At 64.9% G+C, this 26,530-nt stretch carries 22 protein-coding genes; 14 read left to right on the top strand and 8 right to left on the bottom strand.

Going from position 1 to position 26,530, the window contains the following annotated elements:
• Positions 1-18 precede the first annotated feature (18 nt).
• Together gatA and gatC are read right to left on the bottom strand one after the other, a co-directional pair.
• On the bottom strand, positions 19-1,503 hold the full coding sequence (gatA, locus tag Q0949_RS13440; protein ID WP_299373050.1) for an Asp-tRNA(Asn)/Glu-tRNA(Gln) amidotransferase subunit GatA: 1,485 nt from the start codon (positions 1,501-1,503) through the stop codon (positions 19-21).
• Complete coding sequence (gene gatC / locus Q0949_RS13435) at positions 1,503-1,790, bottom strand: Asp-tRNA(Asn)/Glu-tRNA(Gln) amidotransferase subunit GatC (protein ID WP_299144489.1); 288 nt, start codon at positions 1,788-1,790, stop codon at positions 1,503-1,505. Before gatC ends, gatA begins: the two co-directional genes overlap by 1 nt.
• A gap of 115 nt (positions 1,791-1,905) precedes the next feature.
• Here gatC and Q0949_RS13430 point away from each other — a divergent pair, with 115 nt between their 5' ends.
• On the top strand, positions 1,906-2,316 hold the full coding sequence (locus Q0949_RS13430) for a VOC family protein (RefSeq protein WP_299373047.1): 411 nt from the start codon (positions 1,906-1,908) through the stop codon (positions 2,314-2,316).
• On the opposite strand, the gene Q0949_RS13425 is transcribed toward Q0949_RS13430, so the two are convergent.
• On the bottom strand, positions 2,298-2,939 hold the full coding sequence (locus tag Q0949_RS13425) for a ceramidase domain-containing protein (protein ID WP_299373652.1): 642 nt from the start codon (positions 2,937-2,939) through the stop codon (positions 2,298-2,300). The two genes, Q0949_RS13430 and Q0949_RS13425, sit on opposite strands and share 19 nt — an antisense overlap.
• A 128-nt stretch (positions 2,940-3,067) precedes the next feature.
• On the opposite strand from Q0949_RS13425, the gene Q0949_RS13420 reads away from it, so the two are divergent.
• Positions 3,068-3,760, top strand: coding sequence for a metal-dependent hydrolase (locus Q0949_RS13420; RefSeq protein WP_299373044.1), 693 nt, complete (start codon positions 3,068-3,070; stop codon positions 3,758-3,760).
• Between the two features lie 41 nt (positions 3,761-3,801).
• Here the strand turns inward: Q0949_RS13420 and Q0949_RS13415 are convergent, their stop codons facing one another.
• Positions 3,802-4,251, bottom strand: a complete 450-nt coding sequence (locus Q0949_RS13415) for a nucleoside deaminase (protein WP_299373039.1) — start codon at positions 4,249-4,251, stop codon at positions 3,802-3,804.
• 57 nt (positions 4,252-4,308) lie between these two features.
• Between Q0949_RS13415 and Q0949_RS13410 the strand changes: the two genes are divergently transcribed.
• The 9 genes from Q0949_RS13410 (at position 4,309) to Q0949_RS13370 (ending at position 12,663) form a co-directional block, all read left to right on the top strand.
• Positions 4,309-5,106, top strand: a complete 798-nt coding sequence (locus Q0949_RS13410) for a pseudouridine synthase (RefSeq protein WP_299373037.1) — start codon at positions 4,309-4,311, stop codon at positions 5,104-5,106.
• Positions 5,107-5,220: 114 nt separating this feature from the next.
• Complete coding sequence (locus tag Q0949_RS13405) at positions 5,221-6,039, top strand: tellurium resistance protein TerC (RefSeq protein WP_299373034.1); 819 nt, start codon at positions 5,221-5,223, stop codon at positions 6,037-6,039.
• Positions 6,040-6,183: 144 nt separating this feature from the next.
• Complete coding sequence (locus Q0949_RS13400; protein WP_299373031.1) at positions 6,184-7,080, top strand: 5-bromo-4-chloroindolyl phosphate hydrolysis family protein; 897 nt, start codon at positions 6,184-6,186, stop codon at positions 7,078-7,080.
• An 18-nt stretch (positions 7,081-7,098) separates the two neighbouring features.
• Positions 7,099-8,295 (top strand): toxic anion resistance protein, encoded by a 1,197-nt coding sequence (locus Q0949_RS13395; RefSeq protein ID WP_299373028.1) that lies wholly within the window; start codon positions 7,099-7,101, stop codon positions 8,293-8,295.
• A gap of 9 nt (positions 8,296-8,304) precedes the next feature.
• Positions 8,305-9,267, top strand: coding sequence for a DUF2927 domain-containing protein (locus Q0949_RS13390; protein ID WP_299373027.1), 963 nt, complete (start codon positions 8,305-8,307; stop codon positions 9,265-9,267).
• Positions 9,268-9,291: 24 nt separating this feature from the next.
• The gene (locus Q0949_RS13385) at positions 9,292-10,401 is read left to right on the top strand and encodes an SPFH domain-containing protein (protein WP_299373025.1); all 1,110 of its coding nucleotides are present in this window, start codon (positions 9,292-9,294) and stop codon (positions 10,399-10,401) included.
• Between the two features lie 62 nt (positions 10,402-10,463).
• Positions 10,464-10,877 carry a hypothetical protein gene (locus Q0949_RS13380; protein WP_299373023.1) on the top strand — a complete coding sequence of 138 codons (414 nt, stop codon included), beginning with the start codon at positions 10,464-10,466 and terminating at the stop codon, positions 10,875-10,877.
• A complete protein-coding gene (locus Q0949_RS13375; RefSeq protein WP_299373021.1) occupies positions 10,874-11,992 on the top strand; it encodes a TFIIB-type zinc finger domain-containing protein in 1,119 nt (372 codons plus the stop codon). The genes Q0949_RS13380 and Q0949_RS13375 overlap by 4 nt, the downstream gene beginning before the upstream one ends.
• Positions 11,989-12,663 carry a nitroreductase gene (locus Q0949_RS13370; protein ID WP_299373020.1) on the top strand — a complete coding sequence of 225 codons (675 nt, stop codon included), beginning with the start codon at positions 11,989-11,991 and terminating at the stop codon, positions 12,661-12,663. Before Q0949_RS13375 ends, Q0949_RS13370 begins: the two co-directional genes overlap by 4 nt.
• Positions 12,664-12,730: 67 nt before the next feature.
• Here Q0949_RS13370 and Q0949_RS13365 read toward each other — a convergent pair whose 3' ends face one another.
• The 4 genes from Q0949_RS13365 to Q0949_RS13350 form a co-directional block, all read right to left on the bottom strand.
• A complete protein-coding gene (locus Q0949_RS13365; protein ID WP_299373019.1) occupies positions 12,731-13,924 on the bottom strand; it encodes an HlyD family type I secretion periplasmic adaptor subunit in 1,194 nt (397 codons plus the stop codon).
• Positions 13,921-16,155 (bottom strand): ATP-binding cassette domain-containing protein, encoded by a 2,235-nt coding sequence (locus Q0949_RS13360; protein WP_299373018.1) that lies wholly within the window; start codon positions 16,153-16,155, stop codon positions 13,921-13,923. The genes Q0949_RS13365 and Q0949_RS13360 overlap by 4 nt, the downstream gene beginning before the upstream one ends.
• On the bottom strand, positions 16,152-17,474 hold the full coding sequence (locus Q0949_RS13355) for a TolC family protein (RefSeq protein ID WP_299373017.1): 1,323 nt from the start codon (positions 17,472-17,474) through the stop codon (positions 16,152-16,154). The genes Q0949_RS13360 and Q0949_RS13355 overlap by 4 nt, the downstream gene beginning before the upstream one ends.
• 160 nt (positions 17,475-17,634) lie before the next feature.
• Positions 17,635-21,387, bottom strand: a complete 3,753-nt coding sequence (locus tag Q0949_RS13350) for an Ig-like domain-containing protein (protein ID WP_299373016.1) — start codon at positions 21,385-21,387, stop codon at positions 17,635-17,637.
• A 223-nt stretch (positions 21,388-21,610) separates the two neighbouring features.
• On the opposite strand from Q0949_RS13350, the gene Q0949_RS13345 reads away from it, so the two are divergent.
• From Q0949_RS13345 to Q0949_RS13335, 3 genes are all read left to right on the top strand, one after another.
• On the top strand, positions 21,611-22,714 hold the full coding sequence (locus tag Q0949_RS13345; protein ID WP_299373014.1) for a DUF4147 domain-containing protein: 1,104 nt from the start codon (positions 21,611-21,613) through the stop codon (positions 22,712-22,714).
• A 49-nt stretch (positions 22,715-22,763) separates the two neighbouring features.
• On the top strand, positions 22,764-24,752 hold the full coding sequence (locus Q0949_RS13340; RefSeq protein ID WP_299373012.1) for a CocE/NonD family hydrolase: 1,989 nt from the start codon (positions 22,764-22,766) through the stop codon (positions 24,750-24,752).
• 127 nt (positions 24,753-24,879) lie between these two features.
• On the top strand, positions 24,880-26,475 hold the full coding sequence (locus Q0949_RS13335; protein ID WP_299373010.1) for an ABC transporter substrate-binding protein: 1,596 nt from the start codon (positions 24,880-24,882) through the stop codon (positions 26,473-26,475).
• The last annotated feature ends 55 nt before the right edge of the window (positions 26,476-26,530 follow it).

Here is a 26,530-nt window from a genome sequence, read left to right as displayed (position 1 = left end):
GGTGCTATTTGCGCGGGTTTACCACCATTTCTGCGGCTTGGCCACAAACCCGGCGCGTGCCTCAAGCGCATAGGCGGTGTTCAGCAAATCGCCCTCTTCCCACGGACGCCCGATCAGTTGCAGCCCCAGTGGCAGCCCGTTGTTATCTGTCCCCGCGGGGACAGCGATGCCCGGCAGGCCCGCCATGTTAACCGTTACGGTGAACACATCGTTCAAATACATCTGCACCGGATCGTCCGACGCCTCGCCCAGACCAAAGGCCGCCGACGGCGTGGCAGGCGTCAGGATCGCATCGATCCCTTGGGCAAACACGTCCTCAAAGTCCTTTTTGATCAGCGTCCGCACTTTGCGTGCGCGGTTGTAATAGGCGTCGTAGAACCCCGCCGACAGAACATACGTCCCGATCATCACCCGGCGCTGCACCTCGGCGCCGAACCCTTCGGCGCGGGTCTTTTCATACATCTCGGTGATGCCGTCGCCCTGATCCAGCGTGGCGCGGTGGCCATAGCGGACCCCGTCATAGCGCGCGAGGTTCGAGGACGCCTCGGCAGGGGCAATCACGTAATAGGCCGGCAGCGCGTATTTTGTGTGCGGCAGGGAGATGTCGACAATCTCGGCCCCCGCATCGCGCAGCATCTCGGTGCCGGAGGCCCAGAGCGTTTCGATCTCTTCCGGCATGCCGTCCATGCGGTATTCCTTGGGAATGCCGATCTTCTTGCCTTTGATATCGCCGGTCAGCATCGCCTCGAAATTCGGCACGGGCAGATCGGCGGATGTGGAATCCTTGGGGTCGTGGCTGCACATCGCCTCGAGCATGATGGCGGCATCGCGCACCGATTTGGTCATCGGTCCGGCCTGATCGAGGCTTGAGGCAAAAGCCACAACGCCCCAGCGCGAACAGCGGCCATAGGTTGGCTTGATCCCTGTGATGCCTGTAAAGGCCGCAGGCTGGCGGATGGACCCGCCCGTATCGGTGCCGGTCGCGGCAAGGCACAGATCAGCCGCCACAGCCGAGGCCGACCCACCGGACGAGCCGCCGGGCGTCAGTGCCGCATCATCATTGCCGCGCCGCCATGGGTTGATCGCATTACCGTAAACAGAGGTCTCGTTGCTGCTGCCCATGGCGAATTCGTCCATGTTCAGCTTGCCCAGCATCACCGCACCTGCATCAAACAGGTTCTGGCTGACCGTGCTTTCGTATTCGGGCAGGAACCCTTCGAGGATACGTGATCCGGCCTGGCTTGGCACACCCTTGGTGCAGAACAGATCCTTGATCCCGATGGGCAGGCCGCACATCGCGGGCGCGTCACCGGCCTTGATCCGCTCGTCAGCCGATTTGGCTTGGGCGCGCGCAATCTCGGGCGTGTTGTGGACAAAGGCGTTGAGCGCGTCCGCGCCCTCGATCTCGGTCAGGCAGGCCTCGGTCAGCTCGACGGAAGTGACATCGCCCGCACGCAGCGCATCGCGCGCCTCCGCGAGGCCCAGTTTGTTCAGCTCACCCATTATTCCACCACCTTCGGCACGGCAAAAAATCCCTCGCGCGCGTCGGGCGCATTGGCCAGAACGCGGTCCTGCTGGCTGCCATCGGTCACCTCGTCCACGCGGCGTTTCAGACGCTGGGGCGTGACAGAGGTCATCGGCTCCACGCCGTCCACGTCCACTTCGCCCAGCTGTTCGATAAAGCCGAGGATGGTGTTGAACTCGGCCGCCAGCGCAGGCAGGCGATCGGCCTCGACCTTGATCCGGGCCAGTTTCGCCACGCGGGCGGCGGTGTTTTCGTCGATGGACATCAAAACCCTCTGCGTCTGTTTCCAACGGGCTTTAGCGCGGGCGTCGGACGCCTTCAAGCCTCCGGCCTTGCCGTGCGTCCCGCTTTGGCCCAGATTTGACCGGAGGAGCGCGCAAATGAAGCTGAAACTGCATCACGTCAACCTGGTCACCGATGATGTGGCGCGCATGGACGCATTCTATCGCGACGTGCTGGGGCTGGCCACGGAAACGGACGGCCTGCCGACGCTGGAAAAGCGCAAGGGGTACGCGGGCCACGTGGCCTTTGTCACCGATGGCGCAGTGCAGACGCATCTGGCGCAGAAGGATCCGCTGGCCGGGTTCAACGCGGGCCAGATGGTGAACCCGGTCAGCCATGGGCACATCGCCTACCGGACGGACGATCTGGCCGCGTTTCGCGCACATCTTGAGGAACAGGGCGTGCCCTATGCCGATTGGGGCAACCGGGCCGTGGCGGGGTGGGACCAGATCTTTTTCTACGACCCGGACGGCAATGTGATCGAGGTGCATCAGGTGTCAGAGACGTAGCGGCGATAGACCTCGATCATCCAGCCGAGCATGACCGCGTTCAGGATGTGCCACAGGAAATGCGTGCCCAGCGGCAGCTGTGTGCACAGCGCCTCATCCACCGATCGCGCGGTCAGCGACACCAGTAGGATAACGGCCCCGAGGACAAAGCCACGCGCGAGCCGTGGCGCGCGCCACCAGAGCAGGGCCGCATAGATCAGGATCAGGACCGGCACCGGCACATAGCCCGCCGACACGCCCAGCACCGGCAGGTATTGAAACAGCGGTATCGTCAAAGCGGCATAGGGCACGAAGAGCGCCGTGGCCCCCACCGCCCATACCGTCCGCATCCCCCAGACGTCGCGGTTGACGGCAAAGATATAGAACAGGATGAACGCCCCGATGGGTGCGACATCGGCGATGGCCGACCAGACCTGCGCATGGGTGTGAAACAGGTAACTGCCGATCCCGATCAGGCCCAGCACGACGCTCAGCACCCGCGCCATGGGCACGCCCGCGCTGCGCCGCCACATCCAGAGTGCGACAAGGACAAACGCCGCATTGGTCACGGCGTTCACCGGCTCGGCCCAGTAATCCGGCCCGACCCGTTCGCAATAGCCGTCGATCTGACGCAAGAGTTCCATGGCGTTCAGGTACGCCATAGCACCGGGTGGTCAAGATACGCGCCGCAGCACAGGTGAAAAATTTTGGGCCCAAGCCTTCCAAGGCCGTCCAGAGGCGGTAAGGTCATGCAAAACGAAAGGCGCATGACATGAACATTATCTGGCTGGGTCACGGCAGTTTCCGCATCGAGATCGGGGATCAGGTTCTGCTGATCGATCCATGGATAAACGGCAACCCGATGCTGCCCGAGTATCAGGTACCGGCCGCCACCGTGGGGGCCACGCATATCCTCGTCACCCATGGGCATTTCGACCACACGCAGGATGTTGCGGCCCTCAGCAAGGACACCGGCGTGCCGGTATCAGGGATGTACGAGCTGGCGCAGTTTCTCTTTGGTCAGGGCGCGGTCGAGGGGCACGCGTTCAACAAGGGCGGCACCATCGCCCTGGGCGACGTAACCGTGACGCTGGTGCCTGCCTCGCACAGCTCGTCCATCGTGGTGGACGGGCGCGCCGTCTATATGGGGCAGGAATGCGGGCTGATCATCCGCGGCGAGGACAAGTGCATCTACCTGTCCGGCGACACCGACATCATGGCCGACATGGACTGGATCGGGGATTTTCACAAACCGGATATCGGCATTCTGTCGGCGGGCGGGTATTTCACGATGGACATGGCGGGGGCGGCCTATGCGGCGCGGCGCTACTTCCACTTTGACACCGTCATTCCGTGCCATTACCGGACGTTCCCCCTGCTGGAGCAGTCGGACGCGGTGCTGCGCGATGGCTTGCCGGGCGTGACAGTGATCACCCCTGAGCCGATGCAGCCGATCACCCTCTAGCCTTTTTGAGCCATACGTCGGGCGTTGACCACCCCGGCTCCCTAGCGCCGTGCGGCAAAGAAATCCTGCAACAGGGTCTCGGCCTCGGCGGCGGCCAGGCCGTCGTAGACCTCGGGCGCGTGATGGGCCTGGGGGTGGGAAAAAACCCGCGCGCCGTGCGCGACGCCGCCCGATTTCGGATCCGACGCGCCGTAATACAGCCGCGCGATGCGGGCCGCGGCGATGGCACCGGCGCACATCGCGCAGGGTTCCAGCGTGACATAGAGGTCGTGCCCTATCAGCCGCTCGGACCCGGCGGCGGCACAGGCGGCGCGGATGGCCAGCAGCTCTGCGTGGGCGGACGGGTCGGACAGTTCACGGGTGCGGTTGCCAGCCTGCGCCACGATCTGTCCCCGCGGGGACACCACCACAGCGCCCACCGGCACCTCGCCCCGCGCGGCGGCGGCGCGCGCCTCCGCCAGCGCTTCTTGCATGAAAGACCGAAACTCCATCCCCCGTCCCTGCCACACCGCTTGCCCCGGACGCAAGCCACGGCTATTGCCCATCCCATGAGCAATGACACAAAACCCGGCGCGCGCATCGCCAAGGTGCTGGCCCGTGCCGGTATCGCCAGCCGTCGCGGTGCCGAAGAGATCATCACCGCAGGCCGCGTTGCCGTGAACGGCAAGGTCATCGACAGCCCCGCGCTGAACGTGACGGAGGCCGACCGGATCACCGTGGACGGCAAGCCGCTGGCCGCACCGGAGCCGGAGCGGCTGTGGCTCTATCACAAGCCCATCGGGCTGGTCACGACCGACCGGGACGAGAAAGACCGCAAGACGATCTATGACGCCCTGCCCGAGGACTTGCCGCGGGTGATGTCGGTCGGGCGGCTCGACATCAACTCCGAGGGGTTGTTGCTGCTGACCAATGACGGCGGCGTCAAACGCAAGCTGGAGCTGCCCTCGACCGGGTGGATGCGGCGCTACCGCGTGCGGATCAACGGGCGACCCACCGATGCCACGCTGGAGCCGTTGCGCCGGGGTGTCACGCTGGAGGACGGTGAGCGGTTCCAGCCGATGCAGATCACGCTGGACCGCCAGCAAGGCGCCAACGCATGGCTGACCGTGGGCCTGCGCGAGGGCAAGAACCGCGAGATCCGCCGCGCGATGGAAAGCGTCGGGCTGGTGGTGAACCGGCTGATCCGGGTGAGCTATGGCCCGTTCCAGCTGGGCGATCTGAAACCCGGCGCGGTCGAAGAAGTGCGCCGCCGCATTGTCCGCGATCAGCTGGGTCTGGAACCCGAAGTCAAGCCCACAGGCACCGCCACCAAGGCCCGCCCGCAGCGCCGCCGCCCGCGCCGCTAGGCCCAGATTTGCGCCCTTTGGCGCAGAATTCCCCCTTGCCCGCGCGGACGCACTGTCACATTCCTGTACCGGGGAACTGACACGCTGCGTGCGTATGGAACTGGGGAACGATCCATGGCCGACCTTTTGACAATTGAAAACCTTGGCAACCTGCTGATGCTCTGTTTCTTGCAGGCGGTGCTGGGGTTCGACAACCTGTTGTATATCTCGATCGAGAGCCAGCGCGCGCCGGTTGCGCAACAGGCCGCCGTGCGGCGCTGGGGCATCATTCTGGCCGTTGTGCTGCGGGTTGTGCTGCTGTTCACGATGATCCAGCTGATTGACGCGATGGCCGAACCCTTTGTGGTGCTGGATTGGGAGGGTGTGATCACAGGCGGTGTGAACTTTGCCACCTGCGTGTTCATCTTTGGCGGTATTTTCATCATGTACACGGCCGTCAAGGAGATCGGCCACATGCTGACCATCGAACATCTGGACACGGATGTGGAGGCCAAATCAGGCAAGTCCGCAGCCCAGGTGGTGATGCTGATCGTGTTGATGAACCTGATTTTCTCGTTTGATTCCGTGTTGTCGGCGCTGGCGATCACCGATGTCTTCATCATCCTCGCCACCGCGATCCTGCTGTCGGGGCTGGCGATGCTGCTGCTTGCCGACGGGGTGACGCGGTTTCTTGAGAAGAACCGGATGTACGAGGTGCTTGGCCTGTTCATCCTGCTGATTGTCGGCGTCGTCCTTTTGGGCGAGGCCGGACAGGCCGCGGCCCATGCGATGCATGACGACACACTTGCGCTGCGCGTCTTTGGCTACGAAGTCATTCCGATGTCCAAAACGACCTTCTATTTCTCGGTTCTGGTGTTGGTCGCGGTCGAGGTGATCCAATCGGGCTATACCCGCAAGTTGAACGCTGAACGCCGCACCGGCGCGCGCCACTAGTGCAGCACCGTCAAAGCACCTATACTTATGTGATCTGTTCGGGGGACATGATGGAAACTACGGCCTTTCAGAAGATTGCCTTTGTCGTGCTGCTGGCGCTGATGTTCGGTGTGACCACCGGCGCGCTCGGGGGGCTTTGAGGCGATGGCCAAACGTTTTGGCGGCAAATACAGCCCCGACGGGGCGGCACCCGAGGCCACCGAACGCGCGGCCTATGACCGGGCGCGGGTCGACCCGGTGGGCGCGCGTGCAAACCTGATGTTTCTGCCTGCGGTGCCGATGGTGTTCCTGTCGCTGAATGACGGGGCCATTGGTCTGATGCTGGGGCTGGTCGCGGCGGGCATCCTGACGCTGGGCGCGTGGCTGCTGCGCGGCGGGTTGGTGGCCGAGGCCGCCTATCACGAGCGCAAGGTGGCGCGGCGGCCTGCGATCCCGCGCAAGCTCTTTTCCGCCGTGCTGACCGGTGTGGGCATCGCCATCGCCGCCTACAGGTCCGAGCCGGGGTTGGTGGCGCCGATCCTCTTTGGCGCGGCAAGTCTGGGTCTGCACATCGCGGCCTTTGGTCTGGACCCGATGCGCGACAAGGGCATGGAAGGGGTCGATACGTTCCAGCAGGACCGCGTGGCCCGCGTCGTCGACGAGGCAGAAGCGCATCTGCGCGCCATGACGGATGCGATGAAACGCGCCGAGGATCGCCAGATGGAGCGCAAGCTGGAGCAGTTCCAGACCGTGGCCCGCGACCTCATTCGCACGGTCGAGGAAGACCCGCGCGACCTGACGGCGGCGCGCAAGTATCTGGGCGTGTACCTGATGGGTGCGCGTGATGCGACGGTCAAGTTCGCCGACATCTACGCGCGCACCCGTGATGCGCAGGCCCGCACCGATTATGCCACGCTGCTGGATGATCTGAGCGACAATTTCGCCGCGCGCACGCGCAAGCTGTTGGTCGAGGACCGCAGCGATCTGAATATCGAAATCGACGTGTTGCGCGACCGGCTGCAACGCGAAGGGGTGCGCATTGCCCCTGACGACAACTCTTGAACAGTAAGGTGACCCATCATGTCTGATACCATCCGTCAAAAGGCTGAAAGCGCGCTGGCGCAAGTCGAGGAAGTGACCGCCGTGGTCCTGCCTGAACCCAAGGACGCGAACGCAATCGTGCCGCTGGAGCAGGCCGACGCGCCGCTGGGTGCCGAGATCCGCGCCCGCATGGACGAGATCGACATGGGCGACACGCAGTCCATCGTGGCCTTTGGCTCCGCCGCGCAGGCCGAGTTGCAGACGATTTCGCAGGCCATGCTGACGGATGTGCGCAACAAGGATGTGGGCCCTGCGGGCGACAGCCTGCGCAACATCGTGACCACGATCCGCGGCTTTTCCATCTCGGAACTCGATGTGCGGCGCGACAGGTCGTGGTGGGAAAAACTGCTCGGCCGGGCCGCGCCCTTTGCCAAGTTCACCGCGCGTTTCGAGACGGTGCAGGGGCAGATCGACAAGATCACCGACAACCTGCTGGCGCATGAGCATACGCTGCTCAAGGACATCAAGTCGCTCGATCTGCTCTATGAAAAGACCCTGCAATTCTACGATGAACTCGCCCTCTACATCGCTGCGGGCGAAGAGAAGATTTCCGAGTTGGATACGACGGTAATCCCTGCCAAGGAGGCTGATGTCGAGGCCGCGGCCGAGGATGACAAGGTCATGGTGGCGCAAGAGCTGCGCGATCTGCGGGCTGCGCGCGACGATCTGGAGCGTCGGGTGCACGACCTGAAACTGACGCGGCAGGTGACGATGCAGTCGCTGCCCTCGATCCGCCTGGTGCAGGAGAACGACAAGAGTCTCGTGACCAAGATCAACTCGACCCTCGTGAACACCGTTCCGCTGTGGGAAACCCAACTGGCGCAGGCCGTCACCATCCAGCGCAGCGCCGAGGCCGCCGCCGCCGTGCGGGACGCCAATGATCTGACGAATGAGCTGTTGACCTCGAACGCGGCGAACCTGCGGACGAGCAACGCCGCCATCCGTCAGGAGATGGAGCGCGGTGTCTTTGACATCGAAGCGGTCAAGAAGGCCAATGCCGACCTGATCGGCACCATCGAGGACAGCCTGCGCATCGCCGACGAGGGCAAGGCCAAGCGGGCCGCCGCCGAAGAGGACCTCAAGAAGATGGAAGCCGATCTGCGCGACACGCTGGCCTCCGCCAAGGCGCGCAAGGACGGTGTCGGCGACACCGCCGGCACCGCGGTTCCGGGCTGATCCGGGCACGTGCTGGGGACGTATGCCAAACGCAAGGTGACCCTGTGGGGCGGTCTGGCCGCCCTGCTGAGCCTTGCGGCATGCGATCTGTTTACGCCGGTCGAGCCGGTGCTGACCCCGCGCGTGCGCCCTGCCGGACTGGCCCCGCCGCCTGCCCCGCCGGTGCAGGCGACCTCTGAACAAAGTGCGGCCCTGCGCAGTTTTCTGGCGCAGGTGCAGCGCAGCCAGCTGACCGCCGGTCTGCTGCGTCAGGACGGGGGCGGGCCCGACACGCCCTTTACCGCCGACATGCTGGCGCGGAATTTCGAACAGATCGTGTTTTTTAGCGAATACACCAGCAGCGGCCAGCGCGCCGGTGCGCCCAGCGTCCTGCGCCGTTGGTCCGGGCCGGTGCGCATGGGCATCGTGTTCGGCGCGTCCGTTCCGCCCAGCCAGCGCAGCCGCGACACCGCCGATGTCGCCGCCTACGCCCAGCGGCTGGCGCGCGCGACGGGGCACCCGGTTTCGGTGGCACCTGACCCTAATTTCCTTGTCTACTTTGTCAGCGAGGATGACCGCGTCGATACCCTGAACCGGACGGCCACCGACCTGCCCGGCGTCACCCGCACCAATCTCGCAGCGGTGCGCAACCTGCCCGATGACGCCTATTGTGCCGTCGCGGCCTATGCCGCCGGGGCCGATCAGGCGGCCTATACCGCCGCCGTGGCCGTGATCCGTTCCGAAAACCCCGATCTGCTGCGCCTGTCCTGCATTCACGAAGAGCTGGCCCAAGGCCTTGGCCTTGCCAATGACAGCCCCGGCGCGCGCCCCTCGATCTTTAACGATGATGACGAATTCGCACTGCTGACCGATCACGACGAACACCTGCTTGCCATGCTTTACGATGACCGCCTGGCCACGGGCGTCAGCCTGGCCGAGGCCCGCCCGGTTGTTCGCATCCTCGCACGCGAGGCCACCCAAGGCCCGCTCTGACCTCAGACCAAAGGAGACCCGCATATGGGCATTTTCGACTTTCTCTCCGGTGAATTCATCGACGTCATCCACTGGGTCGACGACAGCCGCGACACAATGGTCTGGCGCTTTGAGCGCGAGGGCCATGCGATCAAGTACGGGGCCAAGCTGACCGTGCGCGAGGGGCAGGCCGCCGTCTTCGTGCACGAAGGCCAGTTGGCGGATGTTTTCACGCCGGGTCTCTACATGCTCGAGACCAACAACATGCCGATCATGACGACGTTGCAGCACTGGGATCACGGGTTCAAAAGCCCGTTCAAATCCGAGATCTATTTCGTCAACACCACGCGGTTCAACGACCTGAAATGGGGCACCAAGAACCCGATCATCTGCCGCGACCCCGAATTTGGCCCCGTGCGTCTGCGCGCCTTTGGCACCTATTCCGTCAAGGTCGCGGATCCGGCGAAGTTCCTCGTGGAGATCGTCGGCACCGATGGTGAATTCACCATGGACGAGATCAGCTATCAGATCCGCAACATCATCGTGCAGGAAATGTCGCGCAGCCTCGCAAAATCGGGCATTCCCGTGCTGGACATGGCCGCAAACACCCGCGAGCTGGGCCAACTGGTCGCCAAGGAAATCAGCGCACAGATCGCCGAATACGGACTGACCCTGCCCGAGCTTTACATCGAAAACATCTCGCTGCCCGCCGCGGTTGAGGAGGTGATGGACAAACGGTCGTCCATGGGCGTGATCGGAAACCTCAACGAATACATGCAATTTCAGGCCGCCGAGGCCCTGGGCCGCGAAGGCGGAGGTGCAGGTGACGCGATGCAGGCGGGTCTTGGTGCGGCGATGGGCCTGCAACTGGGCCAGCAGGCTGCATCGGGTCCCTGGGGGGCGGCACCCGCGCGCAGCGCCGCCGCAGCCCCGCCACCGCCGCCCGTCGAACATGTCTGGCACTTGGCCGAAAACGGCGAGACCAAGGGCCCGTTTTCCAAGGCGCAACTGGGCCGCATGGCTGGCGCAGGTGAGTTGAGCCGCGACACCTATGTCTGGACCGCCGGCCAGGATGGCTGGATGAAGGCCGAGGACGTGACCGAACTGGCGCAGCTTTTCACCATCATGCCGCCCCCCCCGCCGCCGGGGATCTGACTGGTCCGGGCGGCCTGCCCGTCCTAAGTATCCCCTGACTGCCACGGAAAGGAGCCGCACAGATGCGCCGCACGGCCACGATCACGCTGCACTGGACCAGCTTTGTGCTGCTTATCCTGCTGGTGGCCGCCGGGCCACTGCCGGGGTTGGTCTGGGCGTTTGGCATCAGTGGGCTGGCGATGTGCGTATGCGCGGTCCTTGCCGGGCTTTTGAACGGGCCGGGTCCAAAGCTGGAAGGGGGGCTGCGCCGCGCGCATCCATGGCTCAGTTGGGCCATGTATGTCGGGCTGGGCGGGGTCGCCGGTCTGGGCCTTTGGGTGCAGCTGCGCGGCGGCGACATCGCACTGGCACCGATCTATTTCTACCTGATGTCCGCCTCGGCCCTTCATGCGATTTTCCACCTGTGGCGGCACACCGCACTGGGCGACGGCGCCCTGCGGCGCATCACGCCCACAGCCATCCACGGTGTCCTATGACCGACCTGCCCGACCTCAACGGCCCGCGCGATCAGGCCGACCACCGCTTTCCCTGCGACAATTGCGGCGCGGATTTCCGGTTTGACCCGGCGGCCGGCACGCTGATCTGCGATCACTGCGGCAACACGCATCCGATCGAAGGCACGGGCGGCCCGGCCCTGACTCCCATTGCCGAACTGGATTACCGCGCCGCGCTGAACGCCGATCTGCCCGCCGCCGAGATCGAGGAAACCCGCGTCTCCACCTGCCCCAATTGCGCGGCACAGGTGGAATTCGACGCCGACATCCACGCCACCGAATGCCCGTTTTGCGCCACGCCCGTGGTCACGGACACCGGCGCGCACCGGCACATCAAACCGCGCGGCGTGTTGCCCTTTGCACTGGCAGAGCCGCAGGCGCGCGCCGCCATGACCGAATGGCTGGGCAGCCTGTGGTTCGCGCCGTCGGGCTTGCAGGACTATGCCCGCAAGGGCCGCGCGATGCAGGGAATATACGTGCCCTACTGGACCTTCGACGCCGACACGCGCAGCGCCTATACCGGCGAACGCGGCACCGTCTATTACGAGACACGCACCGTGATGCGCGACGGCAAACGCACGCAGGTGCAAGTGCCCAAGGTGCGCTGGCGCGCCACTCGCGGCAAGGTCGCGCGGTTCTTCGACGATGTGCTGGTGCTGGCCTCCAAATCCCTGCCCAAACGGTTCACCACCGGGCTGGAGCCTTGGGATCTGAGCGCGATGGAGCCCTATGCCCCGGAGTTCCTCGCAGGGTTCCGCGCCGAAGGTTACGCAGTGTCCCTCGAGGAGGGTTTCGAGGAGGCCCGCGCGCACATGGACCAGGTGATCGCCCGCGATATCAAGTTCGACATCGGCGGCGACCGCCAGCGCATTCATTCGGTTGACACGAAAATCGGCGCGATCACCTTCAAACACGTGCTGCTGCCCGTGTGGCTCGCAGCCTACAAATACCGGGGCGAAACCTACCGCTTCGTGGTGAACGGCCGTACCGGACGGGTGCAGGGCGAACGCCCCTGGTCAGCGATCAAGATCGCCATCGCCGTTGTCGCGGGCCTGATCGTGGCCGGTGCCGTCGGGTTCATCCTGGCGCAGCAATGACCGATTATGACAGCCTCCTGGCGACCCTGCGCGCCCGCTTTTCCTGCCGCGCCTTTCGTCCCGATCCCGTGGCCGATGACGTCATCACCCAAATCGTCGATGCCGCCCGCCATGTGCCCAGCTGGTGCAATGCGCAGCCCTGGCAGCTTATCATCACCAAAGGTGCAGCAACGGACCGTTTTCGCGACGCGCTCTATGCCACCGCTGAAACCACCGCGCCTGCGCCCGACATGCCCTGGCCCGAGGGCTATCCCGACATTTACGGCGACCGCCGCCGCGCCTGCGGGTTCCAGCTTTACGACGCGGTGGGGATCGAGAAAGGGGATCGCGCCGCCTCCGCCCAACAGATGATGGAAAACTTCCGCCTCTTTGGCGCGCCGCACGTGGCCATCGTCACCGCACCGCGCGTGCTGGGCCCCTATGGCGCCCTGGACACCGGCGGCTTTGTCACAGCCTTTTGCCTGGCCGCGCAGGCACTGGATGTGGCGACAATCCCGCAGGCCGCCGTCGCGGCCCAGGCGCCTTTCGTACGCGATCACTTCGACGTGGCGAAGGACCAACTGATCCTCTGCGCCATCTCCTTCGGCCACGCAGACCCGGATCACCCGGTCAACGGCTTCCGCACCGACCGCGCCACCACGGACGCAATCATCGACTGGCGCACAGAGTGATCAGGAAAAAGGGTCGGCGGGTGGGCGCCTTTTGCCCCGCAGGGGCAAAACAGACCAGCCCCCGACCTCAGGGTTCGCGGAACGCTTCGCGCGACTTGTAAAGCGGCTTCATCAGGTACTGCAAAACCGTCTTGGCACCGGTGTGCAACTCGACCTCGGCCTGCATGCCGGGGCGCATGGAAATCCCCCGTTGCCGGTCGGTCAGCGCATCCACATCAACCCGCACGGTCACCTTGTAATGCGCATCACCGTCGGGCTTGCGCTCATCCTTGAACGTATCGGCCGAGATCAGCTTTACCTCACCCTTCAGCGCCCCATAGATTGTGTAATCATAGGCATTCAGCTTGATTGTCGCCTCCTGCCCCGGCCGCACACCGGCGATGTCCTTGGGCGCCACCCGCGCCTCGACAAACAGTTCTTCGTCCAGCGGAATGATCTGCAGGATCTCTTCACCGGGCCGCACCACGCCACCGATGGTCGTCACGCTCAGATTGTTCACGATCCCGCGCATCGGGCTGACCAGCACGGTCCGGTTCAACTGGTCCTGCGCGGACTTATAGGTCTGGCGCAGCGTTCCCAACTCCTTGAGCGTGTCGGAATAGGTCTGCGCCCGCTCCAGCTCGGTCTGGGTCATGATCTCGTCCAGCTTGATGCGCGCATCCGCATGGGCCTTGCGCGCCCGCGTCACCTCGATCAGCGCCACGATCTTGCGATCGAGCAGATCCTCGAGCAGCGCCTTTTCCTTTTCCGCCTGATCCAGCACCCGCTGCGCACCTTCGCGGCGGCTCAGGAAATCGGTCTGACGGGCCTGCAACAGCGCGCGTTCACTGGCCACTAGGCCCGGCATCCGCGCCTCGAGCGCGCCCGGCACCACGAAATCGAACTGCCCCGCCAGTTCTGCCTCCAGCCGCAACTGGCGCACTGCCAGCGCGGTGATCTGGTCCTGAAGGTCGTCCGCCTGGCTCTGGAACTGGGTGCCTTGCAGCCGGGCCAGCACGTCGCCCGTTTCCACAACGTCACCCTCGGCCACGGCCAGTTCGGCCAGAATGCCACCTTCTAGGTTCTGGATGATCTGCGGGCGCGAGGATGAGATCATCTCGCCCGACCCGCGCACAATCTCGTCCACCCAGGCGAAGGCCGCCCACAGGATGAACACCAGCACCGCCGCACCGCTCAGCCAAATGACCAGCGACGGCCCCCGCATCTCGGTGCCCAGTTGGTCGCTCAGATGCGTCGGCACATTGGTGGGTGCGGCACTCATGCGATCTTTCCTTTCAACGGCACAGCCTTGCCGATATGGGCCAGCACCTCATCGCGCGGCCCGTCAATCGTCATCCGTCCGTTTTGCAGGATCAGGGTGCGGTTGGTCAGCGACAGGATCGGCACGCGGTGCGTGGCGATGATGGCCGTGCGGTCCTCCATCCACGTCTCCAACCGGCTGACCAGCGTCGTCTCGAGCGTCTGGTCCAGCGCCGCGGTCGGTTCATCCAGCAGGCACACCTGCGGATCCTGCAACCACAGCCGCGCCCAGCCGATCGACTGCCGCTGCCCGATGCTCAAGCCCTGACCGCCATCCAGAATGTCCAGATCCAGCCCCTTGTGGTGCCCTTTGACAAAGGGACCGAGGCCCGCGAAATCCAACGCGGCATAGAGGCGATCATCGTCGCGCTCCAGCATGGTCAGGTTCAGGTTGTCGCGCAGCGTGCCAGAAAACAGCCGCACGTCCTGCCCCAGATAGCCGATCAACCGGCGCAGGTCGCGGGGTTCGATCTGGCTCATATCCGTGCCGTCGATCAGCACGCGGCCCTTGGTGGGCGCATAGACGCCCGACAGGATTTTCAGCAGCGACGACTTGCCCGCCCCGTTCGATCCCAGAACGGCCACGCGCTGGCCCGGCATGATCTGCACACCCGGAATGTCCAGCGTCGGCGCGCCATCGTCCTCGTATTGGAACTGGACCTCGCGCAGCTCGAAATGCCCCTTGAGCGCCTCGCGGCGCAGGTAGGTGCGGCTTTCATCCGTGTCCTGCGGTGCGTCGGCAATGGCGTCGAGCCCGTCAAGCGCGGCCTTGACGTTGCCCCAGCGCGCCATGGTTCCCGCCAGTTGCGTCAGCGGCGCCAGCGTGCGGCTGGTCAGGATGCCCACGGCGATGATCGAGCCCACGGTGAACTGTCCGGCAAAGACCAGGTACGTGCCCGCGATCACCGCCGCCACATAGGTCATTTGCTGCATGCCTTGGCTCCAGAACGTGAGCGCGGAGGCGAGCCTGCGTTGTTCGGAGGATTTCATCGCACTTAGCGTGGTCAACTCCTGCCAGATGCGCATCACGCGGTCCTCGGCGCGCTGGGTTTTCACCGTGTCGCGCTCGAATATCGCCTCGTGCAGCAGGCGCGAGGATTTTGCAGAGGCCCCTTGGGTTTCCTGCGTCAGGCGCAGCATCCGTTTCTGCATGAAGAACCCCGGCACCACCATCAGCACGCCGCCCAGGATCAGCACCCAGACCACCGGCCCGGCGATGGACGCCACCAGCAGGAGAAAGACAAAGATGAACGGGATGTCGGCGATGGTGCCGATGGTCGAGGCGGTAAAGAACTCGCGTACAGACCCGAACTCGCGCATCGCGCTGAATGTCATCGACGGCGATTGCCCGCGCAGGTCGGAGCGCATGCCCATCACCCGTCCCATCAACAGGCGCAGCACCGACAGCTCGATCTGCCGCCCGGCTCCGTCCATCAGGCGGGCGCGCGCGATCTTGATAAACGCCTCGAGCAGCAGGGCCAGACAGGCCCCCGCCGCCAGAACCCACAGCGTCGCCTCGGACTGATGCGGGATCACCCGGTCATAGACCTGGAGCGAGAACAGCGCGACCGCCACGGCCAGCAAGTTGGCCACGAAGGACCCCAGCGCGATCTCGGCCAGTGCCTTGCGGAAATTGTAGAACTGCCCCCAGAACCAATGGGCGGGCTTGGCTTCGGTCTTGTGGGTTTCGGCCACGCGCGCCAATGGTGCCTCGGCGCGGACGACGAGCCCGGCAAAGAACGGCGCGAATTCCGTCATGGCGACCTGCGCGCGGTTGTCGGTGCAGGTCTTGTCATAGATGATCAGATCGCCGCGCGTCTGTCCCAGCACCAGCACGACCTGCCCGCTGGTCATATAGGCCAGCGCGGGCCACTGATCGGCGGTCAGCGCTTCGATGGTGCGCACCTGCGCGATCAGCCCTGCGGCCTTGAGCCCGTCAGCGATGGCGTCCGCCTCGACCGCGTCACTGGCCCCCTGCGACGTCGCCGTGCGCAGCGCCTCGTAGATGTCGGAACGCGCGGTGTTCACGCCCAGAATGCCCGCCAGCGCCACCGATAGATCCGCGCGGGTGCGCAAGCGGTCCTCGAACCGGTTGGCATTGTCGGCTTTCGGTGTTTCCTTGGTTGGCGCGGCCTTGATGCTGGCGCGGTTGCCGTTGGTGATGGTCAGGGTAAAGGGCCGCCGCTCGGTCAAATCTGATCTCCATCCGCCAGAACGCCCTGTACGCGGGCCAGTTCGACCTGCAACCGCAGGGCCTCGTATTTCAACGTCACTTCGGACGCCTGGCGGCGCGCAAAGGTTTCATAGACGCCGACAACATCCATGACCTGACGGCGCCCCGCCTCGTATTGTTCCTGAAATAGATCCAGATTGGCCTTGGCCTGCCCGGTCAGCCCGCGCGCCTCACCGGCCTGACGACCTTTGGCCGCGACCTGCCCTTCAAGCTTGCGCAGGCTGCGGTTGGCGTCCTCGTTGGCCTGGGCCACCTGACGGCCTGCCGCCTCTTTGGCCGCTTCGATGGATTTGAGCCGCGCGGATGTGCCCAGCCCGAAATTCGCGCCGCCCACGGTGATGCCCGCGCCGCTGTTTTCGCCCACGGTTGCCTGTGCGTTGATGCCGGGCAGCTGGCTGGCGCGGTCGATCTGGGCCTGAGCGATGCTGCGTTCCTTCTCGGCCTCGGCGCGGGTCACGGCCAGCGGCTGGGCCGCCTGCGCGCTGATTGCCAGCGTCTCCAGCCCGCGCACGTCGTCCAGCGGCTGGATCGCCATGGCGTTCAGTTCGGCAATGGCGGTGTGCGACGCTTCCTCGCTGGCGGCGATGTCGGCACGGATCTCGGACAGTTTCTGTCGGATCACGTGCAGGTCGGACATGTCGGACACGCCACCGCGCACCCGCTCGGACATGATGTATTCGAAATGCTCCATCTCGCGCAGGGTCGCGCGGTGCAGGGCGGCGGCCTCTCGACCTTCGGCGGCGGTCAGGTACAGCTCGAGCCCCGTCGCCACCCGGTCATTGGTGTCTTCGGCCAGCGCCACGGCGGCCACCTCGACATCGGCCTTGGCAAAGGCGCGTTCGCCTTTCTTGCGGCCGTTGTCGAAAATCACCTGATCCACGACGATCTGGGTGATGATATCCCCCAGTGAATTCAAAGAGATACGCGGCCCGATGGTGGGCAGCCAGTTCTTGGAGGCGGCCTCTGCCCGCAGCCGGGCGGCGCGCAATTCCGTTTCCGCAGCACGCGCATTTGCCGCCAGCACCGCGCCGGAGACGCGGTCATAGGCGCTGCCTTCCGGCAGCACGGACCGGCGCGCCAGAAGGCCCGCGATCACAACGCTTTCTGCATTGAGGGTTTCGTCATTAGCTGTGGGCGTCTGCGCCAGCGCGGCCACCTTGGTGCCACCCGCGCTTGACGCCTGCACCTGCGCGTCCGCCCCACCGCTCAGTTTGGACACAAACGGCACACCGCCGGTTTCCCCCAAACATCCCGCCGTGAGCGAGACAGCGGCAAACATCGCCGCAACCTTGATACCACCTTGCCCCATAGTCCTGTCCCGTTTCGGGTTTATCGTTTTTGGAGGTGGGCGCGGTTACGGACCCCGGTCCGCGCCTCTTGTCTTGCTGGAAAATGCTCGATTTGTTCTTGTTGTTGCTTGCCCAGTGAAAGTTTCGTTATCAGCCGATGGCCGTGTTGACCGTGATGTCGTCGTCGAGGATCACCGTGCCTTCGGTGCCCAGGCTGTAGACGTCGTAGGTCTGACCTTCGACTGTCGTCGAGCCGGTGCGCGTGGCCCCCGCGATGGTGACCGTATCGTCGGACCCGCCGTGGATGGTCAGCGTGTTGGTGCTGTCGGACAGGTCCAAGAGCTGCGCCTCGGTGATGGTCAGGTTGGCCTCTTCTGCGAATTGCAGTTCGACCGCCTCGATCTGGTAGTTGCCAAGGGCCGGGTTCGACAGGTCCACGCTGGAATTGGCGCTTTCGTCGTCGAGCACCACGTAGGTGCCGCGCGTGTTGCCTGCGGCGTCCTCGGAGGTGACAACCAGATGCGAGCCGTCCGGCACGTTGGTCTGGAACTGGAAGTTCGTCTCGCCCAGCGGATCGATATCGACCTGCGTTGCGACCACGTCTGTCACCGAACCATCGCCGTTCACCTGTGCCACGCTCAGATCGCCATCGCTCTGCTCGGTCGAGATGCCACGGATGCCGTCGCCATCGCGGGTGTAGCTGGCGATGACCGGGCCTTCGGGGGCTTCGGTGTCGATGCGCAGCGTGTCGCTGATGGTGTCGGTGTTGCCGACCGCATCCGTCGCCATGACGGTGATGGCGGCGTCGTATTCACCCGCCGGGATGGCAGAGGCCGGAATGTCGAGCGACCAGTTGCCATTGACGTCCACGACCGCGGCCAGGACCGTGCCGTGGAAGTCGACCATGACGGTGGAGCCCGGTTCGACCTGACCGCCCAGCGCAATGCCGTCGCGGGCCTCGTCGCCGCTGATCACGTCGTCGGCGGTCACGGTGTCCTGGATGTCGAGCGTGTTGACCAGCGTGTCGACACGCACGGTGTCGGTCACGGTGGCCACGTTGCCCGCGATATCCGTCGCGGTGACAGAGACATCCATGACATATTCGCCTTCGGGCACCTGGCTGGCCGAGAACGGCGCCTGCCAGTTGCCATTGGCGTCCACGATGGCCTGCACCGTGTGCAGACCCATGGTCACGGACACGGTAGAGCCCGGCTCGGTAGTGCCGGTCAGGACCACGCCGTCGGCGCGTTCGGCGGCGGAGATGATGTTGTCACCTTCGATGACGTCTGCCGCGACCGACAGGTTGTCCACCCGTGTATCGACGTGGACGGTGTCGGTGACGGTGGCCACGTTGCCTGCGGCGTCTGTGGTGGTCGCGGTGATTTGCGCGTCATAGGTGCCCGGGGTGATCTGACCCGCGGTATAGAACGCCTGCCAGACGCCGTTGCCATTGGCCACGACCTGATGCGTCACGCCGTGCAGTGTCACGCTGACCAGTGCGCCGGGATCGGAGGTGCCGGACAGGATGACGCCGTCACTGGCCTCGACCTCGTTGATGACGTCGTCGCCCTCGACGGGGCCGTCCAGTGTCAGGCTGTTGGCCTCGGTGTCGACGTTGACCGCCTGGGTGACGTCGCGGGTGTTGCCTGCGGCATCCGTCGCGGTCGCGACCAGCGAGGTGGAATAGGTGCCTTGCGGGATCGCGCTGCTTGGGAAGGACGCGGTCCACGACCCATCGGCGGCCACGGTTGCAGTTGTCGTCGCGTTGCCCAGCTGAACCACGAGGGTGGAGCCCGGTTCGGTCACGCCTGTGACAACCAGACCTGCGCCCGCCTCGGTCGCATTGATGGTGGCGTCGCTGCCGCCTGCGGTCGAGGTAAAGTTCAACTGGTTGACCAGTGTGTCCACGTCCACGGTACCCGTGGCAGTGGCCCTGTTGCCGTTGGCGTCCGTGGCAACGGCGGTAACAGTGGCCTGCGTTTCGCCGGTGGGGATGTCGGAGGCGAGGAAGTTCGCCGTCCAGTTTCCGTTGGCATCGACGGTCGCGGCACGGGTGACCCCGTTGAAGGTCACATCCACGGTCGCGCCCGGTTGTGCAGTGCCGGTCAGCGTGACGCCATCGGCGGCCTCGGCGGCGTTGATCACGCCGTCACCCTCGACACCTGCGGTGGCGACGGTGACATTTGTGATTGTGTCCACGGCAACGGTGCCGGTCGATGTGGCCGTGTTGCCCGCGGCATCGGTGGCCACGGCGGTGACGGTGACATCGGTTTCGCCAGTGGGCAGTTCGGCGACAGTGAAATCCGCGCTCCATGTGCCATCGGCGGCGGCTGTGACGGTTCGCGTGAACCCGTTGAAGGTCACGTCGACGCTGGCGCCCGCCTGTGCGGTGCCCGTCAGCGTGATGCCGTCGCTGGCCTCGAGCGCGTTGACCACGCCGTCGCCTTCGACCGTGCTGGTATTGATGCTGACATCGGTGATCGTGTCGATATTGATCGATCCGGTCGCCGTCGTCGAGTTGCCGTTCGCGTCCGTTGCCACGGCCGTGATCGTGGCCTGTGTCTCGCCTGTGGGCACTTCGTTTGCGGAATAATCCACGCTCCACGTGCCGTCGGCTGCAACAGTGGCGGCGCGGGTGATGCCGTTGAAGGTGACCTGAACGGTGGAACCTGCCTGCGCCGTGCCGGTCAGCGTGATGCCGTCGGATGCCTCGAGCGCGTTGACGGTGCCGTCGCCTTCGACGGTGCTGTCGTTGATGGTCAGCTCTGCAACCGTGTCAACCACAAGCACATCGGTGATGGTGGTCGAGTTGCCAAAGGCATCGCGCGCCACAACGGTCACGCCGGTGTCGTATTCGCCATCCGTCAGGGTGCCCGCCTGCCATGTCGCAGACCAGTTGCCATCTGCGTCCACCGTGGTGGAGCGGACAACGCCCGCGATGGTGATATCAAGCGTGGCACCGGGCTCGCCCGTGCCTGTCAGGGTCACACCGCTGGACAATTCGTCGCCATTCACGACGTGGCCGACGCTGTCCACCCCTGTGGAGATCGAAACCTCGGGCGGGGTTGTGTCGATGACGATCGTGCCGCCGGTCAGCGTGCTGGTGCCGCCGCCTGAATGGGTAAAGGTCGCCACGGGCTGCACCGTGCCATCGGCGGGGAATTCATCGTCGTCATAGGTCACGGACCACGTGCCATCGTCGGCAATAACAGTCGTGATGACCACGCCGCCCACATCAACGGACACATCGTCGCCCGGCTGGCCTGTGCCGGTGACCGTGATGACATGCGTCGACGGATCGTCGCCACCGACATTCGTCGTTGTCCCGATACCGTTGATGGTCGGGTCAGCGGGCGGCTGACCGCCGCCTCCGCCACCACCGCCGCCGCCGCCAGCAAGCAGGGCCGCACCACCCAGAGCCGCAGCACCGGCACCCAGACCGCCGCCGCCAAGCCCCAGCAGCGCCGCACCAAGCATCGACACTTCTTCGTCGCCGCCAACCGGCACGCCGACCTGCGCAACCTCGGTCCGACCCAGATAGATCAGATCATCCGACGGGCTCCACTTGCCCCACTGCTCGGTCGGTCCGTATTGCGCGTAAAGCGCGCCATCGGATGTTTCGACAAAAGCGACTTCGTTCAGGTAACCGTCTGCCGAAATAAACAGCCGGTTCGTCTCACCGAAGTCGTTGAAGTAATTCTCGAGCGTGATTGTACGCCCATCCACCAGCGTGATGATCAGGTCATCGCCGCTGCGCTGTTGTCCCGCCAGATCGATCTGACGCAAATTCAGGGAAATTTCTTGTCCGCTGGTCAGCCCGATGGAGGTGTTTCCATCCTCTGGCACGACTCCACGCTGTAATGCGCCCGCACCATCGCGGACGACGAAATCAATCGCCTTCATAACACCACCACTCTCGCCTCAGGCCGCGTTTTCGCGGTCCCTTTGATTACGCTGTCGCCGACATTATTCGCCGTGCTGACCACTCTTTGTGCCCGCAGTGATACGCGAAGAGCGAATCAAGAGCTAGAGTCTTTTTGCCAAGGCATCACAATTTCCTGCAATTACGGGTACATGTTGTGGCGAATCGGACTCAGTCCGAGGGGCGATGCAAAAGGAATTGGCGATGTCGAAGGCGGTAGATGTGGTGTCACTTTGGTGGGCGGGCGTGGAGGCTGTTCGCGGAGACAAGGCCGTTGACCGCAGCTTGACCGACGCGCCCTGCCCCCGCCCCGACCGGATCATCGCCGTGGGCAAGGCCGCCGCAGCCATGGCCAAACCGGCCGCCGCGCGGTGGCCGGACGTGCCGTGCCTTGTGGTCACCAAATACCACCACGGGGCCGATGCGCCCGCCCACGCCACGGTGATGGAAGCCGCCCACCCGGTCCCCGATGCCGCGTCGCTGGATGCGGGCCGAGCGGTGCAGGAGGCGGTGGCGGCCTGCGGGGCCGGATCGCATCTGTTGATGCTGGTGTCTGGCGGCGCCTCGGCGCTGGTCGAGGTGCCGGTGGACGGACTGTCGCTGGACGACCTGCGCGCCGAGACCGATGGCCTGCTCGCGTCTGGCGCGCCCATTGGCGAGATGAACGCCCACCGCACGGCGCGCTCGCAGGTCAAGGGCGGCAAGCTCCTCACCGGGTTTGCTGGTGCGCGCGTGACGACGCTGGCCCTGTCGGATGTGGAAGGCGACGCGCTGGCCACCATCGGGTCGGGCATCGGTGACGCGCCTGCGCAGGCCCCGTTCGACTTTCACCCCCGGATCGTGGCCAGCAACGCCATCGCCCGCGCCGCCGTTGCCGCGGCCAGCCCGGTCCCGGTCCAAGGCAATGAAGAAACGCTCTATGACGACGTGGCCGTGCTGGCCCCGCGCATCGCGGCCGCGCTCAAGACCGCCCGGCCAGGCCTGCATATCATGGGCGGAGAGCCGGTGGTTCACCTGCCCGACGCGCCCGGCATGGGTGGGCGCAACATGGCGCTGGCACTGGGGCTTGCGCGCGAGATTGCGGGCACCGAGGGCCTGCGCATTCTTGTCGCCGGAACCGATGGCACGGACGGCCCCACGGATGCCGCGGGTGCGCTGATCGATGGCGACACATGGGACGACAGCGGCCATGCGGCCCTGGCAGCGGCAGATGCCTATCCGTGGCTCGCGGCGCGCGGCGTTCTGGTCAAGACCGGGCCCACGGGCACCAATGTGATGGATCTCGCGATCGCGCATATCGAGGGGTGACGCCGCAGCCGCGCTTGACAGGCTTGCCAAGCCGCTCAACGGTGCGGACATGAAAAACAGCCTGCGCCCCATCGAAGAACATCCCGACATCGGCATCACCATGCCCGATGGCACCCGCCTGTCCGCCCGGTTGTGGCGGCCCGTCGATGCGGCGGACGATCCCGTGCCGCTGATCCTCGAACACCTGCCCTATCGCAAGCGCGACGGCACCTGCGCGCGCGATGCGCTGACCCATCCGTATTTCGCCGCGCGCGGCTATGCGTGCCTGCGCGTGGACATGCGCGGCAACGGCGACAGCCACGGACTTATGGCGGACGAATATACCCAGACCGAACTGGACGACGCCGTATCCGTGATCGAATGGGCCGCAGCCCAGCCGTGGTGCAACGGCCATGTGGGCATGATGGGGATCAGCTGGGGCGGGTTCAACAGCCTGCAGGTCGCGGCCATGGCGCCCGAGGCACTCAAGGCGATCATCACGCTGTGTTCGACCGTGGACCGCTTTGCCGATGACATCCACTACAAGGGCGGCTGCCTGCTGAACGAAAACTTGGGCTGGGGCGCCACGATGTGGAGCTATTCGTCCCGCGCGCCCGACCCCGCCCTGCGCCCCGACTGGCGCGAGATGTGGCTGGACCGGCTGGAGAACGAACCCTTCCTGCCCAGCACGTGGCTGCGCCACCAGACGCGCGACGCCTATTGGCGGCACGGATCGGTGATCGACAGCTATGGCACCATCAAGGCCAAGGTGCTGGCGGTAGGCGGTTGGGGCGACGCCTACAAGAACGCGGTGCCGCAGATCGTCGATGCCCTGCCGGGGGCCAAGGGGATCATCGGACCCTGGGTGCACAAATACCCGCATTTCGCCGTGCCCGAGCCGCGCATCGGCTTTCTGCAAGAGGCGCTGCGCTGGTGGGATCGGTGGCTCAAAGGGGTCGAAACCGGGGTCGAGGACGACCCGGACCTGCGCGCCTATATCATGGACGGGGTGCGGCCTGCGCGCTGGTATACCGAACGGGCGGGCCACTGGGTCGGACAGCCCGCCGGTGCGCTGCATGACGGCGCGGATCACATCGACCTAAACCTGGGCGCGTCCGAGATACTGGGCAGGACCCCGGCGGTTCTGGATGCGGTCGTGGCGTCGCCTTCCGACACCGGGGCCGAAGCGGGCGAATACTGCGCCATCTGGCTGGGCCCGGAATTGCCCGGTGATCAGCGCGGCGACGATGCGCAATCGGCCTGCTGGACCAGCGCACCGTTGGAACAGGACATGACGATCCTCGGTGCACCAAACGTCCACCTGACCCTTGCCAGCGACCAGCCACAGGGGCAGATCGCGATCCGCCTCAACCACATCCACCCCGACGGGGCCAGCACGCGCATCACTTACGGGGTCCGCAACCTCAGCCACCGCCACAGCGCCGCAGCGCCCGAACCGATGCCCGTAGGCGAGGACACCGAGATTACGGTTGCGCTGGATCACATCGGATATACCGTGCCCGCCGGGCACCGCATCCGCATCGCGATCAGCACCGCCTATTGGCCGCTGATCTGGCCCGCACCGGGTGCAGCAACACTGACCATCCGGGGCGGCACCGTCCGCGTACCACAGACCACCGGACCGACGGATTGTCCCCCCTTTGCCCCGCCCGAGGCCGCGGACCCGTGGCAAACCGAAACCCTGCGGCCCGAGGCGCACACCCGCCGCCGCGAAACGGACATGACCACCGGCGTTGTGTCGCTGGTGATCGAGGATGACTTTGGCAAGCTGCGCGATCTGGATCACGGGTTGATCAACGGATCGGTGGCGCGCGAGCGCTGGGACATCCACCCCGATGACCCGCTATCCGCGCGCGGCCTCTGCCACTGGACGGACGAGCTTGAGCGCGACGGCATCCGCCTGCGCACCGAAACCCGATGCGAGATGTGGTCGGACGCCGCAAATTTCCACCTGAGCGCGAAACTGGACGCCTACGAAAACGACACGCTGATTTACACACGCGATGTCACAGACAGCATTCCAAGAAATGAAATCTAGGTGATGGTCGGGCCGTGGGCGCAAAGGGCCGGTTTTAACCCTTGCGACCTAGCCTCAAATGCTTAACGTCAAGGCATAACCACTCAAAATCCGCGCAAAGACGCGGGACGCCAACCGGGAGACGTATATGTCCAAAGAACTCGAAACACTGTCCGCACGCGTTGCGGCTGGCACGATGACACGTCGTGAATTCATGTCCAAAGCCGCCGCCCTCGGGGTCACGGCCGCCGTTGCATCCACGATGCTTGCCCAATCTGCCCAAGCCGCGACACCCGTCGCGGGCGGCACCTTCAAGATGGGTGTTCAAGGGGGCGAATCCACCAACAGCCAGGACCCTGCCACATGGGCCTCCGATGTGCCGATCGCCGGCGGTCAGCTCTGGGGCGAAGGTCTTGTCGAGGTCGAAGCCGATGGCTCGCTGACCGGTCTGGTCGCGGAAAGCTGGGAAGGCTCCGCCGACGCCAAGACATGGCGCTTCAAGATCCGTCAGGGCATCACTTTCTCCAACGGTCAGGCCGTCACCTCCGAAGACGTGATGAAGACCATGGAGCGTCACTCCAACGAGGATTCCAAGTCCGGTGCCCTCGGCATCGTGCAGGGCATCGAAAGCATGCGCACCGACGGTGACGTGTTCGAGGTCACACTGGGTGTCGGCAATGCCGACCTGCCCTACCTGATGGCCGACTATCACCTGATGATCCAGCCCGGCGGCGGTTTTGACGACCCAACGGCTGCCATCGGCACCGGCGCATATGTGTTGGAAAGCGATGAGCCCGGCGTACGCATGGTGGCCAAGCGCCGCGACGATTACTGGGGCGGCGACCAGACGGTCACGGCGCACTATGACACGGTCGAGGTCATCGTTCTGAACGACGCCACCGCCCGCACCGCGGCGCTGCAATCGGGTCAGGTCGACACGATCAACCGGGTCGAGCCCAAGATCGCCAAACTGCTGGACCGCGCTCCCACCGTCGACGTGCTGTCCACCGCAGGGCGCGGCCATTACGTGTTCATCATGCACATCGACACCGCTCCGTTCGACGAAAACGAGCTGCGTCTGGCGCTGAAACACGCGCTCAACCGCGAGGAAATGGTCGAAAAGATCCTTCAAGGCTACGGCTCCATCGGGAACGACATGCCGATCAACGCAGCCTACCCGCTGTTTGACGACACGATCCCGCAGCGGACCTTTGATCTGGAAAAAGCGGCCGAGCACTACAAGAAGTCCGGTCACGATGGCTCGCCCATCATCCTGCGCACCGCCGATGGCGCCTTCCCCGGCGCGGTCGATGCCGCAGCCCTTTTCCAGCAGTCGGCCCAGGCCGCCGGTATCCCGCTGGAAATCAAGCGTGAGCCCAATGACGGCTACTGGTCCGAAGTGTGGAACGTGCAGCCCTTCTGCTGCTCTTACTGGGGTGGCCGCCCGGTGCAGGACCAGATGTACACCACCGCCTACCTGTCCTCCGCCGACTGGAACGACACGCGCTGGAAGCGCCCTGAGTTCGACGAGATGCTGCTCGCAGCCCGCGCCGAACTGGACGAAGCCAAGCGCAAGGAGATCTACTCCAACATGGGTCGCATGCTGAACGAAGAGGGCGGCCTGATGGTGCCTATGTTCAACGACTTCGTCGACGCGGTCTCGACCAAGGTGCAAGGTTGGGAGAGCGACCCGAACGGTCCCCAGATGAACTGGTACGCCTTCAAGAAGACCTGGAAAGCGTAAATCCACACAACCGCGCCCGGACCGATCCGGGCGCGGTTTTTCGTTGCCCCGCGGG

This window comes from uncultured Tateyamaria sp. (assembly GCF_947487805.1).
In the GTDB taxonomy this organism is placed as follows: domain Bacteria; phylum Pseudomonadota; class Alphaproteobacteria; order Rhodobacterales; family Rhodobacteraceae; genus Tateyamaria.
The sequence above is the reverse complement of the archived record's forward strand: the minus strand, read 5'-3'. Positions and strand labels throughout refer to the sequence as shown.

Coding starts and splice junctions, on each gene's coding strand:
- gatA (WP_299373050.1), bottom strand. CDS start 1,503: ATGGGTGAGCTGAACAAACTGGGCCTCGCGGAGGCGCGCGATGCGCTG.
- gatC (WP_299144489.1), bottom strand. CDS start 1,790: ATGTCCATCGACGAAAACACCGCCGCCCGCGTGGCGAAACTGGCCCGG.
- Q0949_RS13430 (WP_299373047.1), top strand. CDS start 1,906: ATGAAGCTGAAACTGCATCACGTCAACCTGGTCACCGATGATGTGGCG.
- Q0949_RS13425 (WP_299373652.1), bottom strand. CDS start 2,939: ATGGAACTCTTGCGTCAGATCGACGGCTATTGCGAACGGGTCGGGCCG.
- Q0949_RS13420 (WP_299373044.1), top strand. CDS start 3,068: ATGAACATTATCTGGCTGGGTCACGGCAGTTTCCGCATCGAGATCGGG.
- Q0949_RS13415 (WP_299373039.1), bottom strand. CDS start 4,251: ATGGAGTTTCGGTCTTTCATGCAAGAAGCGCTGGCGGAGGCGCGCGCC.
- Q0949_RS13410 (WP_299373037.1), top strand. CDS start 4,309: ATGAGCAATGACACAAAACCCGGCGCGCGCATCGCCAAGGTGCTGGCC.
- Q0949_RS13405 (WP_299373034.1), top strand. CDS start 5,221: ATGGCCGACCTTTTGACAATTGAAAACCTTGGCAACCTGCTGATGCTC.
- Q0949_RS13400 (WP_299373031.1), top strand. CDS start 6,184: ATGGCCAAACGTTTTGGCGGCAAATACAGCCCCGACGGGGCGGCACCC.
- Q0949_RS13395 (WP_299373028.1), top strand. CDS start 7,099: ATGTCTGATACCATCCGTCAAAAGGCTGAAAGCGCGCTGGCGCAAGTC.
- Q0949_RS13385 (WP_299373025.1), top strand. CDS start 9,292: ATGGGCATTTTCGACTTTCTCTCCGGTGAATTCATCGACGTCATCCAC.
- Q0949_RS13380 (WP_299373023.1), top strand. CDS start 10,464: ATGCGCCGCACGGCCACGATCACGCTGCACTGGACCAGCTTTGTGCTG.
- Q0949_RS13375 (WP_299373021.1), top strand. CDS start 10,874: ATGACCGACCTGCCCGACCTCAACGGCCCGCGCGATCAGGCCGACCAC.
- Q0949_RS13370 (WP_299373020.1), top strand. CDS start 11,989: ATGACCGATTATGACAGCCTCCTGGCGACCCTGCGCGCCCGCTTTTCC.
- Q0949_RS13365 (WP_299373019.1), bottom strand. CDS start 13,924: ATGAGTGCCGCACCCACCAATGTGCCGACGCATCTGAGCGACCAACTG.
- Q0949_RS13355 (WP_299373017.1), bottom strand. CDS start 17,474: ATGTTTGCCGCTGTCTCGCTCACGGCGGGATGTTTGGGGGAAACCGGC.
- Q0949_RS13350 (WP_299373016.1), bottom strand. CDS start 21,387: ATGAAGGCGATTGATTTCGTCGTCCGCGATGGTGCGGGCGCATTACAG.
- Q0949_RS13345 (WP_299373014.1), top strand. CDS start 21,611: ATGTCGAAGGCGGTAGATGTGGTGTCACTTTGGTGGGCGGGCGTGGAG.
- Q0949_RS13340 (WP_299373012.1), top strand. CDS start 22,764: ATGAAAAACAGCCTGCGCCCCATCGAAGAACATCCCGACATCGGCATC.
- Q0949_RS13335 (WP_299373010.1), top strand. CDS start 24,880: ATGTCCAAAGAACTCGAAACACTGTCCGCACGCGTTGCGGCTGGCACG.